The sequence below is a fragment of the Mesorhizobium sp. M1396 genome (assembly GCF_040317725.1).
GTDB lineage: Bacteria > Pseudomonadota > Alphaproteobacteria > Rhizobiales > Rhizobiaceae > Mesorhizobium.
The window spans coordinates 97,464-115,232 of record NZ_JAMYLA010000014.1; the positions used below are offsets into that span (position 1 = coordinate 97,464).

Here is a 17,769-nt window from a genome sequence, read left to right on the forward strand (position 1 = left end):
CGCATGCGGCTTTTTCGCCGTGGCGCAAAACGGCAAGCGCCGTCGCAAACAGCGCAAGGGTGGAAGCGCCGTTTCGCTAGTGATACACCTCGCGCGCCGGGATCGAATGAACGCCCGGCCGTTATTCGCGAGGCCTTTTCTGGGGCGAGGTTGGGACGTTGAAGAAATATTCGGTATTCGCCATCGCCCGCGAGGCCATGCGCGGCCACAAGGGCTGGGAGGAGCAGTGGTCCTCGCCTGAGCCCAAGAAGGAATACGACGTCATCATAGTCGGCGCCGGCGGTCATGGTCTTGCCACAGCCTACTATCTCGCCACGGTGCACGGCATCACCAATGTCGCGGTGCTGGAAAAGGGCTGGCTTGGCGGCGGCAACACCGGCCGCAACACCACCATTATCCGTTCCAACTATCTCTATGACGAGAGCGCGGGCATTTACGACCATGCGCTGAAGCTGTGGGATGGGCTGAGCCAGGAGCTCAATTACAACGTCATGTATTCGGCCCGCGGCGTCATGATGCTCGCCCACAATGTGCACGACGTCCAGGTGCTGAAGCGTCACGTCCACGCCAACCGGCTGAACGGCATCGACAATGAATGGATGACGCCGGAGCAGGCGAAGGAATTCTGCCCGCCGCTCAACACCTCCAAGGATGCACGCTATCCGGTCGTCGGTGCGGCCTTGCAGCGGCGCGGCGGCACGGCGCGGCACGATGCGGTTGCCTGGGGCTATGCGCGCGGCGCTTCGGCGCGCGGCGTGCACATCATCCAGAACTGCGAGGTCACCGGGGTCAAACGGGCCGCCAATGGCGCCGTCATGGGCGTCGACACGACGCGCGGCTTCATCGGCGCCAAGAAGGTCGGCGTCGTTGCCGCCGGCCATTCCTCTGTCATCATGAACATGGCCGGCGTGCGCATGCCGCTGGAGAGCTATCCGCTGCAGGCGCTGGTGTCGGAGCCGGTCAAGCCGGTGGTGCCTTGCGTCGTGATGTCGAACACGGTGCACGCCTATATCTCGCAGTCCGACAAGGGCGAACTGGTGATCGGCGCCGGCACCGACCAGTACGTCTCCTATTCGCAGACGGGCGGCCTGCACATATTGCAGCATACGCTGGACGCCATCTGCGAGATGTTCCCGATTTTCACGCGCATGAAGATGCTGCGCTCGTGGGGCGGCATCGTCGATGTGACGCCGGACCGCTCGCCGATCCTGGCCAAGACGCCGGTGCCCGGCCTCTACGTCAATTGCGGCTGGGGCACGGGTGGCTTCAAGGCAACGCCGGGCTCGGGCCATGTCTTTGCCCACACAATCGCCAGGGACGATCCGCACCCGATCAACGCGCCCTTCACCATCGAACGCTTCCGCACTGGCCGCCTCATCGACGAGGCGGCGGCGGCGGCGGTAGCGCATTGATGATGGCGCAGATGGCTGTCGCGATGCCGCTGATGCTGGCGGGGGAACAGGGCATGTTCCATTTTCCTTCGGCGGACGAGGTGCGGCTGCAGCCGATCAGTCGCGCCGGCAACGAGGCCGGCTGGCCGTTTTCGGTCGACGACGGCACGCTGGCCTGCGTCTGGAGCGGCGGTCAGAAGGTGGTGATGTTCTTCGAGGGACGACCCGAAGGGCTCGAGGAGGACGAGACGTTCCAGCCACGGCAAGTGATCGTCACAACCGATCCGATACAACTCACCCTCGGCAACATGGCGTCTCGCGATCTGTTTCGTCCCGCTGCAAGCGTGGAAGAGCGCATCCGGCTCGTCGCACCGTTCGCGAGGTTGGGACAGAAGCTTTGCGATCAACCGGCGGGCGCCCGCGTCGGCCACGGCGAATTGTAGGAACCAGGACAATGCTTCTCATCCGCTGTCCCTATTGCGAGGAAGAGCGCCCGGAACTCGAGTTCCGCAACGCCGGCGAGGCGCATATCGCGCGCTCGGCCAACATGGCCGGCGAGAGTGACGATGATTTCGAAAAGTTCTTCTTCATCCGCTCGAACCCCAAGGGTATCATTTATGAGCGCTGGCGGCACATGCATGGCTGCGCCCGCTTCTTCAACGCCGTGCGCGACACCGTCACCGACAAGTTCGTCATGACCTACAAGGCCGGCGAGCCGAAACCGTCCAAGCTGCCCAAAAACTCCAACGAAGTGGTTGCCAAATGATCGGCGCGTTCCGCATTCCCGGCGCCGGTCGCTTCAAGCAGGCGAAGACCGCGCGGTTCAGCTTCGATGGCCAGTCCTATGCCGGCATCGAGGGCGACACGCTGGCTTCGGCGCTGCTCGCCAATGGCGTCCATCTTGTCGGCCGCTCGTTCAAGTACCATCGTCCGCGCGGCATCCTGTCGGCGGGCGCCGAGGAGCCGAACGCGCTGGTCGAGATCAAGCGTGACGCGGCACGCAAGACGCCGAACGTGCGGGCTACGGTGCAGGAACTCTATGACGGGCTTGACGCGCAGTCGCAGAACCGCTGGCCGTCGCTGTCCTTCGACGTCAGCGCGGTCAACGACTTTGCTTCGCCGCTGTTTTCGGCCGGGTTCTACTACAAGACCTTCATGTGGCCGAAGGCTGCATGGAAGAGCCTGTACGAACCCAAGATCCGCGCCGCGGCCGGACTTGGCGTTTCGCCGGACCAGCCGGACCCGGACCATTATTCGTCGCGCTATGCGCATTGCGAGGTGCTGGTGCTGGGCGGCGGTGCCGCCGGCATCGCGGCGGCGCTTGCCGCAGCCGAGACCGGCGTGCGCGTCATCCTCGCCGATGAGCAGGCCGAGTTCGGCGGCAGCCTGCGGTTCGAGAGCGGTGCGAAAATCGAAGGCCAGGACGGCTTTGCCTGGGCTCAAGGTGCGGTGGCCAAGCTCGCCGCCATGGGCAATGTCCGCGTGCTCTCGCGCACGACGGCGTTCGGCTATTATGCGCAGAATTTCGTCGGGCTGGTCGAGCGAGTCAGCGATCATCTGAAGGCTCCCGGCCACGATCTGGCGCGCGAGCGGCTGTGGCAGGTGAGGGCCAAGCGCGTGGTGCTGGCCTCCGGCGCCATCGAGCGCCACATGGTCTTCGCCGACAATGATCGGCCGGGCATCATGCTGGCAGGAGCGGCGCGCACCTATCTCAACCACTATGGCGTCGCGGTCGGCAAGAATGTCGGCGTCTACACCGCCAATGATTCCGCCTATGCAGCGGCAATCGACCTCAAGAAGGCCGGCGTCGACGTGGCGGCGATCGTCGATTTGCGCGACAACCCGACCGGGCCGGTGATCGACGAGGCGAGGGCGCTCGGCATCGAGGTCAATTTCGGCCGCGCGGTGATCCGCGCAGGCGGCAAGTTGCGGGTGTCGTCGATGACCGTGCAGCCGAAGAATGGCGACGGCGAACGCACCATCCCGGTCGATGCGATCCTGATGTCGGCCGGCTGGACGCCGTCGGTGCATCTGTTCTCGCAGTCGCGCGGCAAGGTGGCTTTCAACGACGAGACCAAGCGCTTCGTGCCGGGCACCTATGCGCAGGACTGCGTCTCTGTCGGCGCCTGCAACGGCACCGACGGGCTGTCCGCGACGGTCGACGAGGCCTATGCGGCGGGCGCCAAGGCGGCCAAGGATGCGGGCGCGAAAACCGCCAAGGGTACGAAGCCGAAAGTCGATGCCTCGGAAAGCTGGTCGCGCGGTATGCTGGGTGCGGCGCCCGGAGCCGGGCCGGACACGACGGTGAAAGCCTTCGTCGACTTCCAGAACGATGTCACAGCCAAGGATATCCGCCAGGCGGTGCATGAAGGCATGCGCTCGATCGAGCACGTCAAGCGCTTCACCACCAACGGCATGGCGACTGACCAGGGCAAGACCTCCAATATGCACGGTCTAGCGATTGCCGCCGAGACGCTGGGCAAGCCGATCCCCGAGGTCGGCCTGACCACGTTCCGGGCGCCCTATACGCCGGTGACCTTCGGCGCGATCGTCAGCCATGCGCGGGGTCCGCTGTTCGACCCGACGCGCAAGACTGCGATCCATCCCTGGGCAGAGGCGCAAGGCGCGGTGTTCGAGGATGTCGGCCAGTGGAAACGCGCCTGGTATTTCCCCAAGGCAGGCGAGGACATGCACGCCGCGGTCGACCGCGAATGCGTTGCGGTGCGCAAGACGGCCGGCCTGTTCGATGCCTCGACGCTGGGCAAGATCGAAGTGGTCGGTCCGGACGCGGCGAAATTCATGGAGCTGCTCTACACCAACCCATGGGAGAAGCTGGAGCCCGGCCGCTGCCGTTATGGCATCATGCTGCGCGAGGACGGCTTCATCTACGATGACGGCGTCGTCGGCAGACTGGCGCCCGATCGTTTCCACGTGACGACGACGACTGGTGGCGCGCCGCGCGTCATGAACCACATGGAGGATTATCTCCAGACCGAGTTCCCGCATCTCAATGTCTGGCTGACCTCGATCACCGAGCAGTGGGCGGTCATTGCCGTGCAGGGGCCGAGCGCGCGGAAGATTATAGAGCCGCTGGTCGAAGGCATCGACATGTCCGACGAGGGGCTGCCGCATATGTCGGTGCGCGAAGGCAATATCTGCGGCGTGCCGACCAGGCTGTTCCGCATGTCGTTCACCGGCGAGCGCGGCTTCGAGGTCAACGTGCCGGCCGATTACGGCCAGGCCGTCTGGGAAGCGCTTTGGGCCGAAGGCCAGAAGCATGGCGCTGCAGCCTACGGCACCGAGGCCATGCACGTGCTGCGCGCCGAAAAGGGCTACATCATCGTCGGCCAGGACACCGACGGCACGGTGACGCCGAACGATGCCGGTCTCGACTGGGCGGTCGGCAAGAAGAAGACGGACTTCGTCGGCATCCGCGGCTTGACGCGGCCCGACCTTGTCGCCAAGGGCCGCAAGCAGTTGGTCGGGCTGAAAACGAAAGACCCGAAGGTGGTGCTGGAAGAGGGCGCGCAGATCGTCGAAAATCCGAAGCAGGCGATCCCGATGAAGATGATCGGCCATGTCACCTCGAGCTATTGGTCGGAAAATTGCGGCCGGTCGATCGCGCTGGCGCTGGTCGCTGGTGGCCGCGACCGCATGGGCGACACGCTCTATGTGCCGATGCCGCACGGGGTGATCGAGGTGGAGGTTACCGGCATGGTGTTCTTCGACGAGACGGGAGGGCGCCTCAATGGCTAAGGCTGCTGCAAGAAAGACGGCATCGGCCGCATCGCCTTCGGTAGAACGCCGTCCGGCGCTGGCCGGACGCAGCACGACCTCTACCGGCGTCAAGGTCGAGGTGCTGCCGCCGGCTGAGCGCATTTCATTGCGTGCACCGGAGGCCTCGCTCGCAGCGCTTTCCAAGGCGCTCGGCGTGACCTTGCCGAAAAAGCCGAAGACGTCCGCTTCGAAGGGCGGGCGAACCGCCTTGTGGCTCGGCCCCGACGAATGGCTGGTTATCGATGAGGCGGGCAAGGATCCGCTGGCCGATCGTGCCGGGGTTTCCGCCTTGCACTCGGCGGTCGGCATCTCGCATCGCAACGTCGCTATCGCCGTGACGGGGACCGGGGCGGCGGCGACGATCAATGCGGGCTGCCCGCAGGACCTGTCGTTCGATGCCTTCCCGGTTGGATCGGCGTCGCGAACCATCCTCGGCAAGACCGAGATCGTGCTGCTGCGCACGGCGCCGGACGCCTTCAGGGTTGAATGCTGGCGTTCCTTCTCGGACTATGTCTTTACTTTTCTGTCCGAGGGCTCGCGCGACGCAGCGGTCTAAACCCGGAACGTTTTGCAGGGCAGGCTCGTTCTGCATCCTCACGCCGAGGGAGAATGCCGATGCCGACGAATTCCGCGCCGAAGTCAGCCAGGAAAACCGCGGCCGTCCGCTCGCTCGAACATGAGCGGCAAGAAGCGCCGAGCGCCGAAGAGGAACTCGAGGAAGGCCTCGAGGACACGTTCCCGGCCAGCGATCCTATATCGATCACCAGCACGGCCATTCCAGGCTCTCCCGCAAGACCGGGCAAGCCCAAGACCGTTGCCGGGCGCAAGAGGCGCAAGACGTAATTTCCATCGGGCCAGATCGAACCGGACCTTCTCAATCCCATTGGACATGCTATTTAAAGCGCTTTGGGAGATGAAAATGCCGACAAAAGCAATCGTCTGGGGCGAGAACGTCCACGAGCAGACCAATGCCGCCGTGCGCGACCTCTATCCCTTGGGGATGCATGGCACCATTGCCGCTGCGCTGAACCGAGACAAGGGCATCGAGGCGACCACCGCCACCTTGCAGGAGCCCGAACATGGCTTGAGCGAGAAACGCCTGGCGGCCACCGACGTTCTGTTGTGGTGGGGCCATGCGGCGCATGGCGAGGTCAAGGACGAGATCGTCGAGCGGGTGCAGAAGCGTGTGTGGGAAGGCATGGGGCTGATCGTGCTCCATTCCGGCCACTACTCGAAGATCTTCAAGCGGCTGATGGGCACGCCCTGTTCGTTGAAATGGCGCGAGGCGGGCGAGCGCGAGCGCGTCTGGGCGATCAACCGCGGCCACCCGATCGCGCAAGGCATAGGCGAGTGCCTCGAGATCGGCGAGACGGAAATGTATGGCGAACCGTTCGCGGTGCCGGAGCCGCTCGAGACGGTGTTCGTCTCCTGGTACGAGGGCGGCGAGGTGTTCCGGTCCGGGCTGACCTATCAGCGCGGCGCCGGCAGGATCTTCTACTTCTCGCCCGGCCACGAGACCTATCCGATCTATCACAATGAGGGCGTGCAGCAGGTGCTGCGCAATGCGGTGCACTGGGCGCACAACCCGGCGCCGGCATGGTCCGGCATCACCAATGCGCCGAACGTGCCGACGGATGCGGCAAAGGAGAAGATCGTCCAGAAGGGCCTGCGTCTGCATGCCGATGGCGACAAGGGCCTTAGTTGAGGCCTGAGTTGATTGGGGCGTGAGGGGTTGGGGGCCTGAACTGATGCATCGAATTCTCTTGCTCGGCACAGGCGGCATCGCCGGGCATCATGTCGAGGAGTTCGCCGGGATTCCGGGCTGCGGCATCGTCGCTTGCGTCGACCAGGTGCCCGGCCGCGCGGCCGCGTTTGCCGCCGCCAGCAAGATCGGCGATTTCTTCGAGAGTCTGGAAGCGGCGGTCGCCTGGGGTCAGTTCGATGCCGCCATCAACGCGACGCCGGATGGTGCGCATATGGCGACGACGCTTGCGCTGCTTGCCGAGGGCAAGCATGTGTTTTGCGAAAAGCCGCTGGCACCGAACCACGCCGATGCGCTGGCAATGACCGAAGCGGCCGAGGCAGCCGGGGTGGTCAACATGGTCAACCTGACCTATCGCAACTCACCGGCGATCCAGGAAGCACGGCGCATGGTGCAGGCCGGCGAGATCGGCGAGTTGCGCCATGTCGAGGCGAGCTACCGGCAGAGCTGGCTGGTCAGCAAATCATGGGGCGACTGGCGGGTCGAGGACAAATGGCTGTGGCGCCTGTCGAGCCGGCATGGCTCGACAGGCGTGCTCGGCGATGTCGGTATTCATATCCTGGATTTCGCCACCTATGGCGCCGACCAGGATATCGTCAGTCTGCATGCCGATCTGGTGACGTTTCCGAAGGCCGAGGGTGAGCGCATCGGCGACTATGTGCTGGATGCCAATGACAGCGTCGCGATGACGGCGCGGCTGAGCTCCGGTGCGCTCGCCACGATCGTGGCGAGCCGCTACACGACCGGTCATGCCAACGATCTGTCGCTGGCCCTGCACGGCATCAAGGGCGCTATTAAGGTCGAGACCGACGGCAAGGTATCGAACCTGTCCGCCTGCCTGGGTGGGGATGTCGATCTTCAGCGCTGGCAAACGCTGGCGCTGCCCGATGTCAAACGCAACGCCAGGCGCTTTGCCGATGCACTGGATGCTGGCCGGAATGGCGATCCATCGTTCCGGCGCGCCGCCGATATGCAGAAGCTGATCGACGCCGCCTTCGAGAGTTCAGCGGCAAGGCTGCCGGTATCGATCGCCTGAAGCTGGCCGGCTTATGCCGGCCAGAAGTGATTTCCCGCAAATATCAGAACGAGCTCGGCACGATCCACGGGTCGATGCTGATGCCGAGCCGCGGGCCTTTGCCTTCAGCGGTGTTTTCCGTGGTGCCCTTCTTCTCGACCGAGCCGGTCGAGGCGCAATCGAGCTTCACGTTGGTCTTCGTGTCTACGCAGGTCGCGGCGGACGCATGCTTGACCGGGTGGGTGGCGCTGGCGGCGAAGGCCGAGCCCGAAAGTGCCAGCACGGCGGCGAGGGTGAGGAGTGTCTTTTTCATAGTCAGTCTCCGTTTTCTGAGGTCGAATTCAATTCGTACCTTACGGTGAACTTCTTTCGTACATGTACGATGCACTGTACAGATACGCCCGTCGATCCCGAAGTTCAAGGCGAAACCGTACGCGTACGATAAATTTTTTGTTAACCAAGAAATTCACCCCGCTTTGGCTGGCGGAGAGAAATATGGAAACGAAAGGTACTGACGTTCAGCGGTTGACCGGTGTCCCGGTCAGCGGTGGCACATTTTGCGTGCTGAGCGTGGCAAGCGTGAAATCGCACATCCGCTTCACGAAAGCCTGCGGATCGCCGAAGGGGTAGAACGGAAAGGTGATGAGCAGCGAGATCGTGCCATGGCCGACCGCCCACAGCATGGTGGCGATGGCGCGTGGATCGCCCTGCAACTTGCCGGCGGCGACGCAGGCCTCGACCCTGCTGATCAGCGCGTTCATCGCCGGGTTGCTCTCTTCCATGTCCTCGTAGCTCCTGCCTTCCGGCAGCTTGGTCTTCTCGGTCATGAACACCGTGCGGTATTCGTTCGGATTGCCGAGCCCGAAGGCGGCATATTCCGTCATGACCGCCTGCAACGCCTCGATCGGATCGTCGGACGAATGCTCCTCGATGCGTCGGGCAAGCGTCTCGAACGCATCTTCCGCCAGCGCAAACAGGATGTCCTGTTTGTCGGCGAAGTAGGAATAGACCGACATCGGGGCATAGCCGACCCGCTTGGCCAATTTGCGGATGGTCAGGCCTTCATAGCCTTCTTCCTGGACGAGCTTGTGCGCGGCCTCGACCAGTTCGGAGCGCAGTTCGGCCTTTTGTTTCTCGCGGCGTGTCTGGACGCTCGGCGGCAAGATCTGGTGCCTTTGTTTGGGTTGGTGCCTGGCTGAATTATATACGCTGTACGGAAACGGACAAGGGCACGGGAAGTTCCCCAAACGACAAAGCTCCAGATGGCGCCGACGCTCGTCGATGTCCGACAGCACCATCCGGGCGCCCTCAGTGGCAAAGCCTTTCGCGGCGCCCGGCCAAGCCCGACGGCAGCACCCGTGATCAGCTTTGTTGCTCCCTCGAAGCGGCCCATCATCACGCCTCCTTGTCGATCAGTTTGGCGGCGAGATGCGAAAGCAGTTTTACCGCCTCGCCATAGGTTCTCGCCTTTTCCGGATTAGAGGCGTTGCCGTCCAGCGCCCGCTTGAAGACGCCCTGGCAGATCGCAGCCAGCCGGAAGAAGGAGAAAGCGAGGAAGAAGGTCCAGTTGCCGATGCCGGTAAGCCCGCGCCGCCGGCAGTAGGCGGCGACATATTCCTCTTCCAGCGGCAGGCCGAGTGCGGCACGATCGACACCGCCCAGGCCGCGAAAGCCCGAGCTATGCGGCAGGCGCCATTGCATGCACTGGTAGGCGATATCGGCGAAGGGGTGGCCTGATGTCGACAGTTCCCAGTCGAGCACAGCCAGAACCTTTGGCCGGTCCGGCGCGAAGATCAGATTGTCCAGCCGGTAGTCGCCATGCACCAGCGAGACGCGGCCGTCATCTTCCGGCATGCGCGTCTCCAGCCAGGCAATCAGCCGGTCCATGTCGGCGACGGTGCCGGTTTCCGAGGCGCGGTACTGGCTGGTCCAGCGCGCCAGCTGACGCTCGAAGTAGTTGCCGGGCCGGCCGAAATCACCGAGACCCACGGCCTCGACATCGACGTCGTGCAGCGCGGCGAGGGTATCGTTCAGGGCATCGTAGATGGCGGCGCGTTCATCGTTATCGCGAGCCTCCGGCAGCGCCGGATCCCAGAAAATGCGGCCGTCGACGAAATCCATCACGTAGAACATACGTCCGATCGGCGAGTCTTCGTCGGAAAGATGCAGCATCCGAGGCACTGGCACGGCGGTGCCGGCAAGCGCCTTCATCACCCTGAATTCGCGGTCGACCTGATGCGCCGATTTCAACAACTGCCCCGGCGGCTTGGCGCGCAGCACGTAACGGCCGCTTGCCGCCGTCAGCAGATAGGTCGGGTTCGATTGGCCGGATTTGAACTTTTCGATTGCGGCAAGCCCGGAAAAGCCCGGTATGTTGGCCTCGAGGTAAGGCGCGAGCGCCGCCTGGTCGAGGACGTTCGGATCGTTCATGCCGTCTCTGGCTGACGTTCGATCAAGGTCAGCGTTAGCCAGCGCGCGGTCAGCGCCGGTTTCTTCGAGCCTTCGATCTCGATCGTCACGTCGTGCGCCGTCTGCACCCAGCCCGACGGCCTGACCTTGACGTCGGCCAGCACGAAACGGGTGCGAATGCGCGCGCCGGTCTTCACCGGTGCCAGGAAGCGCAGCGAATCGAAGCCGTGGTTGACGCCCATCTTGCTGTTTTCCAGCGGCGGCATTGTCTCGAAGGTCATTGCCGACAACAGCGACAGCGACAGGAAGCCGTGCGCGATGGTGCCGCCGAACGGAGTCTCGCGCATGGCCCGCTCCGGGTCGCAGTGGATGAACTGGTGGTCGTCGGTGGCGTCGGCGAACTGGTCGATCATGCGTTGCGTGACCACCCGCCACGGCGACACGCCAACCTCCTTGCCGATATTGGCCAGAAGCACATCGAGACTGATCGGTTCCAAACTCATGTCCTCCAGTTCACCTCCGGCTTCTGTGGCCGGAAAATGTCATTCCTTGAACAGTGTCAGCCCATGCTGCACCGACTGCCCGCCGTCGATCGGCAGGATGGCGCCGGTGACATAGCTGCCGGCACGGCTGCACAAATAGAGCGTTGCGCCGGCAATGTCATCCGGTGCGCCGATACGGCCGATCGGAACATGATTGCCGACATGTCTGGCCTGTTCATCCGTGCCGGTGGCAAACGCCGTCATGCGGCTCTGGAACGGCCCGGGGGCGAAAGCGTTGACGGTGATGCGTCGGGCGGCGAACTCCAGCGCCAGGGTGCGTGTCAAATGGTGAACCGCGGCCTTCGAGGCCGTGTAGGAATAGGCGTCGTCGGCCAGCGGCTGCGTGCCCATCACCGAACCGAGGTTGATCACCCTAGCCGGATCGGCGTCGCTGGCGGCGGCATCGAGCAGCGGCAGCAATTCACGCGTCAGATGGAAGACCGCGGTGACATTGACGCCGAGCACCTTGGCCCAAGCCGAATAGGGAAAGCTCTCCAGCGGCGCACCCCAGGAAACGCCGGCATTGTTGACCAGGATGTTCAGGCGATCGGTCCGCGCCTTGACCTCGGCGACGAGCGCGGCAATGCCGGCCTCGCTGGAGACATCGCCGGCGAAGCCTTCCGCCCGGCCCGAGGCGCCAAGACCGTTCAGTTCTTCGGCGACCTTGATGCAGTCCTCGCCCTTACGCGAAGCGATCATCACGCTGGCGCCGGCCCGCACCAGCGCGGTCGCCGCCATGCGGCCGATGCCGGTCGCGGCACCCGTGACCAGCGCGATCTTGCCGGCCACCGAAAACAGCTCGTCCAGATAGCTCATCACAATCCTCCGCGCTCGGCATGCGGGCAAACAGTTCGCGTTGACAAGGCTATCCGAAGTACGGTCATCCTTGCCACTGACAAATGCCTGGCATGCATGAAGGGTTAGCGACCGATGACGGACATGAATCTCGGCATGACCGAGCGGCTGAAGCCGATACACGCGCGCGTCGCGGCCATGGTGCGCGAGGAGATCATGCCGCTTGACAAGGAGTTTCTCGGCGAAGTGGGCAAGGAAGGCGACCGCTGGGTCTATACGGCGCGCCAGAGCGAGATCCTCGAAGGGCTGAAGAAGACCGCAAGAGAGCGCGGCCTGTGGAATTTCTGGCTGACCGGCTCGGAGCGCGGTTACGGCCTTTCCACGGTCGAATACGCCTATCTGGCCGAGGAGATGGGCAAGGCGCATCTCGGCGCGGAAACCTTCAACTGCTCGGCGCCCGACACCGGCAATATGGAGGTGCTGGAACGCTACGGCTCGGCGGACCACAAGAAGGCGTGGCTTGAGCCGCTGCTCGAGGGCACGATCCGCTCGGCCTATCTGATGACCGAGCCGGACATCGCCTCGTCCGACGCCACTAACATCGCCATGCGCTGCGAGCGGCACGGCGACGACTATGTGCTCAACGGCGAGAAATGGTGGGCGTCCGGCGCCGGCGATCCGCGCTGCGCCATCTACATCGTCATGGTCCGGACCGGCGATGACAGCGAGCCGCGGCATCGCCGCCATTCGATGATCCTGGTGCCATCGGGCACAAAGGGCGTGACCAAGGTCCGCGCCATGCAGGTCTATGGCGACGACGACGCGCCGCATGGCCATATGCATCTTCGCTTCGACAATGTGCGGGTGCCGGCATCGAACCTGATCCTCGGCGAGGGCAGGGGTTTCGAGATCGCGCAGGGGCGGCTCGGCCCTGGCCGCATCCATCACTGCATGCGCGCCATCGGCCAGGCCGAGATGGCGCTGGAAATGCTGTGCCAGCGTTCCGTGCGCCGCGAGGCCTTCGGCCAGCCCCTGGCAAAGCTCGGTGCCAATTTCGACATCATCGCGGAATGCCGCATGGAGATCGAGATGGCCCGCCTGCTCTGCCTCAAGGCGGCCTGGATGATCGACCAGGGCGATGCGCGGGCCGCAGCTCCCTGGATCAGCCAGATCAAGGTGGTAGCGCCGCGCGTCGCTCTCAAGGTCACCGACGAGGCGGTGCAGATGTTCGGCGCGCAAGGCATCAGCCAGGACACGCCGCTGGCGCGGTCGTGGACGCACCTGCGGACATTGCGCCTTGCCGACGGGCCTGATGCCGTGCATCGCCGGCAGGTGGCGCGGACGGAGCTGAAGAAATACACGCAGGAAAAGGTCTGAACGCCGGCATCGTCATCCGGCAAGCCGACAGGTCCAGGCAAGGAGTGTTGCGATGACCGTCCCCTCCGAAATGAAGGCGCTGCTGCTGGTCGGCGACGGCTACACCAGGACGCCGAGCGGCAGTATGCTGGAGGCGATGGAGCCCTATCTCGAGCCGGGCAGCATCGCGGTGCCGACACCCGGACCGACGCAGGTGCTGATCAAGGTCAGCCTCGCCTCGATCAATCCGTCCGATGTCGCCTTCATCAAGGGCCAGTATGGCCAGCCGCGCGCCAAGGGCCAGCCGGCCGGCTTCGAGGGTGTCGGCACCGTCGTCGCCAGCGGTGACGAGCCCTATCCCAAAAGCCTGATCGGCAAGCGCGTCGCCTTTACCACCGGTGTCACCAACTGGGGCTCATGGGCCGACTATGCCGTCGCCGAGGCGGCGGTCTGCATCCCGCTGCTCGACACCGTCCGCGACGAGGACGGCGCGGCGATGATCGTCAACCCGCTCACCGCACTCGCCATGTTCGACATCGTCAAACAGGAAGGCGAAAAGGGCTTCGTCATGACCGCCGGCGCCAGCCAGCTCTGCAAGCTGATCATCGGGCTGGCCAGGGAAGAGGGATTCCGACCGATCGTCACCGTGCGCCGCGACGACCAGATCGCTTCGCTGAAAGAACTTGGCGCGGCGCATGTCCTCAACGAAAAGGCGCCGGATTTCAAGACGTCGCTGCGCGAGGTGATGAAGGCCGAACAGCCGCGCATCTTCCTCGACGCGGTGACCGGGCCGCTGGCCTCCGCCATCTTCGACGCCATGCCGAAGCGTTCGCGCTGGATCATCTATGGGCGGCTCGATCCCGAAGCCACTGTTATCCGCGAACCCGGCCAGCTGATCTTCCAGCACAAGCATATCGAAGGTTTTTGGCTGAGCGAGTGGATGCGCCAGTTCCGCGACCGCCGCGGCTCGGCGATCCTTGAAGCGCAGAAGCGTTTTTCCGACGGGCGATGGTCGACCGACGTGACGGCGGTGGTGCCGCTCGCCGAGGCGATGTCGCGGCTGCCGGAGGAACTGGCCAGGCCCAATGGCAAGGTGTTCATTCGGCCTTAGCTCCATTCGAGAGACGCGAGAAGCTTGGACATGAAGCCTTCAGAGGACTTTCGACGGCCGCAAGGATGTCGGTATCTGGCCGCCGCCCGGATCGTCAGGCGGCTATCCGCGTCTTTCAGCCCCCTATGCCACGCCGCTTTGTCCGTGATATGCCGCCGCCATCGAATGCCGGGACGGTGCCGGACTGGGCCTGTTCCGGGATAGTGTGGGGTGATTTGATGACGATATCCAAGCCGGTCTTCGACCGTTTGGGGTTCAGCCTCTGGGTCGGAACATTTCTGGTCGTTCTCGCCATGGTCCTGTGGTCACCCCACACGCGGACGGTATGGCAGGCTTATCTGGACGGCAGCGAGGCCCTTCTGGCCGGTCTGCCGCTCTACGACACCCAGTCCGAGATGGGGTATCTCTACGCGCCGGCCTTTGCCGCGCTCTATATTCCGATAGTCAAACTCGGTTCGCATTTGGGCGGCGTGGTGTGGCACACGCTTGGCTTTGCCGTGCTGACCTACGCCGCGATGCGGCAGGTGCGCAAGCTCGGCGGCGGCGAACTGACGTGGCTGCTTTCTTTCGGTCTTTTCCTCGCTTTGCCGATGGCGGCGGGGGCGATCCGTAACGGCCAGGCGACAATCCTGCTCACCGGGGCCTGCTGGCTTCTCACCCTGTCGGCGCTTGACGGGCGGCGCGCGGAGACCTTCTTCTGGGCTTCGCTTGCCGTCATCGCCAAGCCGACCGCGATCATCATGCTGTTGTTGGTGGGAGCCCTTCGGCTCCGTTTGATACCGGTGCTGGCGCTGGCGGTGCTGTTCGTGCTCGCGCTGCCCTACGCTTTCGCTCCCGCCGGCTACCTCAACGATCAGTATCGTGTCTTCGCCCAGATGCTGACTTCGATGGCCATCGACAACACCAGCCATTTCATACCCTCCGATTTCACGGCGCCGTTCACCAGGATAGGGCTGCCGATTCCGGAATTCGGCGCAACGGTCATACGCATGGTCATGGCTCTGTTTACGCTTTCGGCTGTCATCTGGTTCGACCGCAAGCTTGAACGCGGACCGGCGGGGTTGGCGATCTTCCTAACGGCCACTTTCTACATGTGCGTCTTCAACCCGCGCGTCGAGCCCAACACCTATGCGATGATCGCGGTGCCCGCCGGTCTCGCCATCGCCCTGTTGTGGCGCGAAGAACGCGGTGGCGTTCTGGCCTCGGTGTTGTCGACGGTGCTGTTCGCGGCCGGACTGACCGGCGTCGATCGCCATGTGCACGATTTCCTCTACCCCTGGTTTCGGCCGATCGCGGTTACGTTCATCGCGGGTTCGCTGATCTGGTGGTTCTGGGCCAGTGCGCGGGTAAAGGTGGTGAATGCAGGGGTCGCAAATGGCTGAGTTGCGGTCGACACTCGACATCGTGGCGCCGTTCTTCAACGAGGCGCCATCGGCATCGGCCTTCGCACGCCTGCTCGGCGAGCTCGAATCGGCCGTGGCACAGCGCTTCGGCATGACCGTGCACAAGATCCTGGTTGATGACGGCAGCCGTGACGATGGCGCTGGGCGGTTTTCGCAGGCGCTGACGGGGTCGTGGGAGCTCGTTCGCCTCAGCCGCAATTTCGGCAAGGAGGTCGCTGTGCTCGCCGGCCTCGATCGGTCGCGCGGCGACATGGTGCTGATCATGGACGCCGACCTCCAGCATTCCCTGGACATCAGCCTGAAGCTGATCACCGAGCTGGTGGAACATCCTGATGTCGATGTCGTCTATGCGCAGAACGACCGCCGCGAGGCGAGCTGGCGGCGCAGCCAGCTGGCCCGGCTTTTCTACAGCCTGATCAACAGCAGCCAGCGTTTCGACATTCCTGAAAATGCCGGCGACTTCCGCGTCATGCGCGCTGCCGTGGCGCGCGCGCTGACCAGCTTGCGCGACAAGCGACGCTTCAACAAGGGCCTGTTTGCCTGGGCGGGCTTCCGCCAGAAGGCGTTGCCCTATTCGCCGGAGGGCCGCGCCAGCGGCACGTCGAAATGGAGCCGGCTCAACCTGATCGCCTTCTCGCTCGAAGGTTTCACCTCGTTCTCCGTCATTCCGCTGCGCCTGATCAGCCTCAGCGGGCTGCTCGCGGCATTGGGCGGCGCGGTCTACGGCGCCAAAGTGTTCTTCGAGGTGATTTTCTACGGCATTGCCGTTCCCGGCTACCCCAGCCTTCTGGTCGCTGTCGTGCTGCTCGGCGGCCTCAACCTGACCCTGCTTGGCCTGATCGGCGAATATGTCTGGGTCACGCTCAGCGAGAGCAAGGATCGGCCGGTCTATCTCGTGCGCGATGTCGTGCGCAGCGAGATCTCCGCCGACAGGCCGGAGCAGGGCGCTAGCGACAGATGACGCGCCGCATCCGCCTGATCGCCGACGACTACGGCCTGGCGCCCGGCGTCTCCGCCGGGATTCTCGACCTTCTCGATCGCGGGCGGCTGACCGGAACCAGCTGCATGACTGGCTTTCCGGAATGGGAAGCGGAGGCGGCGCACATAAAGCCTTTCTGTGGCCATGTCGCGGTCGGGCTGCATCTCACCTTGACCGACCAGCCTGCGATCACCGGCCGGTCGAGCCTGGCGCCGGAAGGCCGGCTGCCGCCACTTCGCTCGTTGGCATTGCCTGTCCTGCGCGGCCACATTGCCGAGCGCGATGTCCATGCCGAGCTCGACGCCCAGTACGGCCGCTTCATCGAGGCGCTGGGGCGCCGCCCCGATTTCGTCGACGGGCATCAGCATGTGCATTTCCTTCCCGTCGTGCGCACATGGCTGCGCGCGCGCCTTGGCGAAGGAAGCGACAGGCCGGCGCTGCGCGGCGCTCCGGCACTGACCGGCCAATTCGCCTCGGCGCCGAAAGTCGCGGCGATCGCCGCGCTCGCTGTCGGCTTCAATCGGTCGATGCAGCGCGCCGGCTTCACCCTTTTTAAGCCGCTCACCGGCATCTATGACTGGCGGCAACCCGAAAAATTCGCTTCCGTGCTGCAAGCCGCCGTCGAGGCATTGCCGGAACGAGGGCTGTTCATGTGCCATCCCGGCCATGTCGACGCGACGCTGCGCGCGCGCGACACGATGCAAGGCGTGCGCGAGGTCGAATTCGCGGCCCTGGCGTCGGATGCGTTCGGTGCCAGCCTGACCCGCGCCGGTGTCGCAATCATGGATGGCAAGGGATGAGCGACGCCGAGCGGCCCCAGCGTTCGACCGGCAACAAGATCGTCCGCTTTGCCATTGTCGGACTTGCGAACACGGCCATCGACCTTGCCAGCTTCTTCCTGCTGCTCAAGCTCGGGGTTTCGCCGCTGCCGGCCAACATCGCCGCGTGGTTCATCGCCGTCACCTTCTCTTTCGCGGCGAACGGTTTCTGGTCGTTCGAGCGCAATCGAGCCATCCGGCTGCATGACGCGTTCCTTCGCTTCGCCTCCCTGGGGGGACTGATCTCGCTCGGCGTCTCCAGCCTTTCGATCGCGCTGTTCGCAACGACTGTCGGAGTTTGGCCGGCCAAGATCGGCGGTGTCGTCGTGGCGGCGGTGCTGAATTTCCTCGCCGCGCGCTGGTCGATCGAAGGCCGGTTGCTGAAATAGCGGCGGAAACCGCCCTCACTTT

At 64.2% G+C, this 17,769-nt stretch carries 19 protein-coding genes; 14 read left to right on the top strand and 5 right to left on the bottom strand.

Annotated elements, in window-relative coordinates:
• The first annotated feature begins 158 nt into the window (after nt 1-158).
• The 8 genes from NKH02_RS11730 (at nt 159) to NKH02_RS11765 (ending at nt 7,966) form a co-directional block, all read left to right on the top strand.
• Nucleotides 159-1,412, top strand: a complete 1,254-nt coding sequence (locus NKH02_RS11730) for a sarcosine oxidase subunit beta (protein ID WP_352878861.1) — start codon at nt 159-161, stop codon at nt 1,410-1,412.
• Entirely contained in the window at nt 1,412-1,834 is a 423-nt protein-coding gene (locus NKH02_RS11735) for a hypothetical protein (RefSeq protein ID WP_352878864.1), read from the top strand. The genes NKH02_RS11730 and NKH02_RS11735 overlap by 1 nt, the downstream gene beginning before the upstream one ends.
• Nucleotides 1,835-1,845: 11 nt before the next feature.
• On the top strand, nt 1,846-2,157 hold the full coding sequence (locus NKH02_RS11740; RefSeq protein ID WP_023759679.1) for a sarcosine oxidase subunit delta: 312 nt from the start codon (nt 1,846-1,848) through the stop codon (nt 2,155-2,157).
• Nucleotides 2,154-5,147, top strand: a complete 2,994-nt coding sequence (locus NKH02_RS11745; protein ID WP_352878867.1) for a sarcosine oxidase subunit alpha — start codon at nt 2,154-2,156, stop codon at nt 5,145-5,147. The genes NKH02_RS11740 and NKH02_RS11745 overlap by 4 nt, the downstream gene beginning before the upstream one ends.
• Nucleotides 5,140-5,724 (top strand): sarcosine oxidase subunit gamma, encoded by a 585-nt coding sequence (locus NKH02_RS11750; protein WP_352863200.1) that lies wholly within the window; start codon nt 5,140-5,142, stop codon nt 5,722-5,724. The genes NKH02_RS11745 and NKH02_RS11750 overlap by 8 nt, the downstream gene beginning before the upstream one ends.
• A 59-nt stretch (nt 5,725-5,783) precedes the next feature.
• Nucleotides 5,784-6,011 (top strand): hypothetical protein, encoded by a 228-nt coding sequence (locus NKH02_RS11755; RefSeq protein WP_352863202.1) that lies wholly within the window; start codon nt 5,784-5,786, stop codon nt 6,009-6,011.
• 76 nt (nt 6,012-6,087) lie between these two features.
• Complete coding sequence (locus tag NKH02_RS11760; protein ID WP_352863203.1) at nt 6,088-6,873, top strand: ThuA domain-containing protein; 786 nt, start codon at nt 6,088-6,090, stop codon at nt 6,871-6,873.
• Nucleotides 6,874-6,916: 43 nt separating this feature from the next.
• Nucleotides 6,917-7,966: a Gfo/Idh/MocA family protein gene (locus NKH02_RS11765; protein WP_352863204.1), complete on the top strand. Its 1,050-nt coding sequence runs from the start codon at nt 6,917-6,919 to the stop codon at nt 7,964-7,966.
• Nucleotides 7,967-8,009: 43 nt separating this feature from the next.
• Here the strand turns inward: NKH02_RS11765 and NKH02_RS11770 are convergent, their stop codons facing one another.
• From NKH02_RS11770 to NKH02_RS11790, 5 genes are all read right to left on the bottom strand, one after another.
• A complete protein-coding gene (locus tag NKH02_RS11770; protein ID WP_352878870.1) occupies nt 8,010-8,258 on the bottom strand; it encodes a DUF680 domain-containing protein in 249 nt (82 codons plus the stop codon).
• 205 nt (nt 8,259-8,463) lie between these two features.
• Nucleotides 8,464-9,108, bottom strand: coding sequence for a TetR/AcrR family transcriptional regulator (locus NKH02_RS11775; protein ID WP_352863207.1), 645 nt, complete (start codon nt 9,106-9,108; stop codon nt 8,464-8,466).
• Between the two features lie 232 nt (nt 9,109-9,340).
• Nucleotides 9,341-10,375, bottom strand: a complete 1,035-nt coding sequence (locus tag NKH02_RS11780) for a phosphotransferase family protein (RefSeq protein WP_352863208.1) — start codon at nt 10,373-10,375, stop codon at nt 9,341-9,343.
• A complete protein-coding gene (locus NKH02_RS11785) occupies nt 10,372-10,857 on the bottom strand; it encodes a MaoC family dehydratase (protein ID WP_352863209.1) in 486 nt (161 codons plus the stop codon). The genes NKH02_RS11780 and NKH02_RS11785 overlap by 4 nt, the downstream gene beginning before the upstream one ends.
• 39 nt (nt 10,858-10,896) lie before the next feature.
• Nucleotides 10,897-11,712 (bottom strand): SDR family oxidoreductase, encoded by an 816-nt coding sequence (locus NKH02_RS11790; RefSeq protein ID WP_352863211.1) that lies wholly within the window; start codon nt 11,710-11,712, stop codon nt 10,897-10,899.
• 114 nt (nt 11,713-11,826) lie between these two features.
• Here NKH02_RS11790 and NKH02_RS11795 point away from each other — a divergent pair, with 114 nt between their 5' ends.
• The 6 genes from NKH02_RS11795 to NKH02_RS11820 all read left to right on the top strand — a co-directional run bounded on the left by NKH02_RS11795 (nt 11,827) and on the right by NKH02_RS11820 (nt 17,747).
• Nucleotides 11,827-13,068, top strand: coding sequence for an acyl-CoA dehydrogenase family protein (locus tag NKH02_RS11795; RefSeq protein WP_352863212.1), 1,242 nt, complete (start codon nt 11,827-11,829; stop codon nt 13,066-13,068).
• A 52-nt stretch (nt 13,069-13,120) separates the two neighbouring features.
• The gene (locus NKH02_RS11800) at nt 13,121-14,158 is read left to right on the top strand and encodes a zinc-binding dehydrogenase (protein ID WP_352863214.1); all 1,038 of its coding nucleotides are present in this window, start codon (nt 13,121-13,123) and stop codon (nt 14,156-14,158) included.
• 218 nt (nt 14,159-14,376) lie between these two features.
• Nucleotides 14,377-15,540 (top strand): glycosyltransferase family 87 protein, encoded by a 1,164-nt coding sequence (locus NKH02_RS11805; RefSeq protein ID WP_352863216.1) that lies wholly within the window; start codon nt 14,377-14,379, stop codon nt 15,538-15,540.
• Nucleotides 15,533-16,522: a glycosyltransferase family 2 protein gene (locus tag NKH02_RS11810; RefSeq protein WP_352863217.1), complete on the top strand. Its 990-nt coding sequence runs from the start codon at nt 15,533-15,535 to the stop codon at nt 16,520-16,522. The genes NKH02_RS11805 and NKH02_RS11810 overlap by 8 nt, the downstream gene beginning before the upstream one ends.
• Nucleotides 16,519-17,340, top strand: coding sequence for a ChbG/HpnK family deacetylase (locus tag NKH02_RS11815; protein WP_352863219.1), 822 nt, complete (start codon nt 16,519-16,521; stop codon nt 17,338-17,340). The genes NKH02_RS11810 and NKH02_RS11815 overlap by 4 nt, the downstream gene beginning before the upstream one ends.
• Nucleotides 17,337-17,747: a GtrA family protein gene (locus NKH02_RS11820; protein WP_352863220.1), complete on the top strand. Its 411-nt coding sequence runs from the start codon at nt 17,337-17,339 to the stop codon at nt 17,745-17,747. The genes NKH02_RS11815 and NKH02_RS11820 overlap by 4 nt, the downstream gene beginning before the upstream one ends.
• The last annotated feature ends 22 nt before the right edge of the window (nt 17,748-17,769 follow it).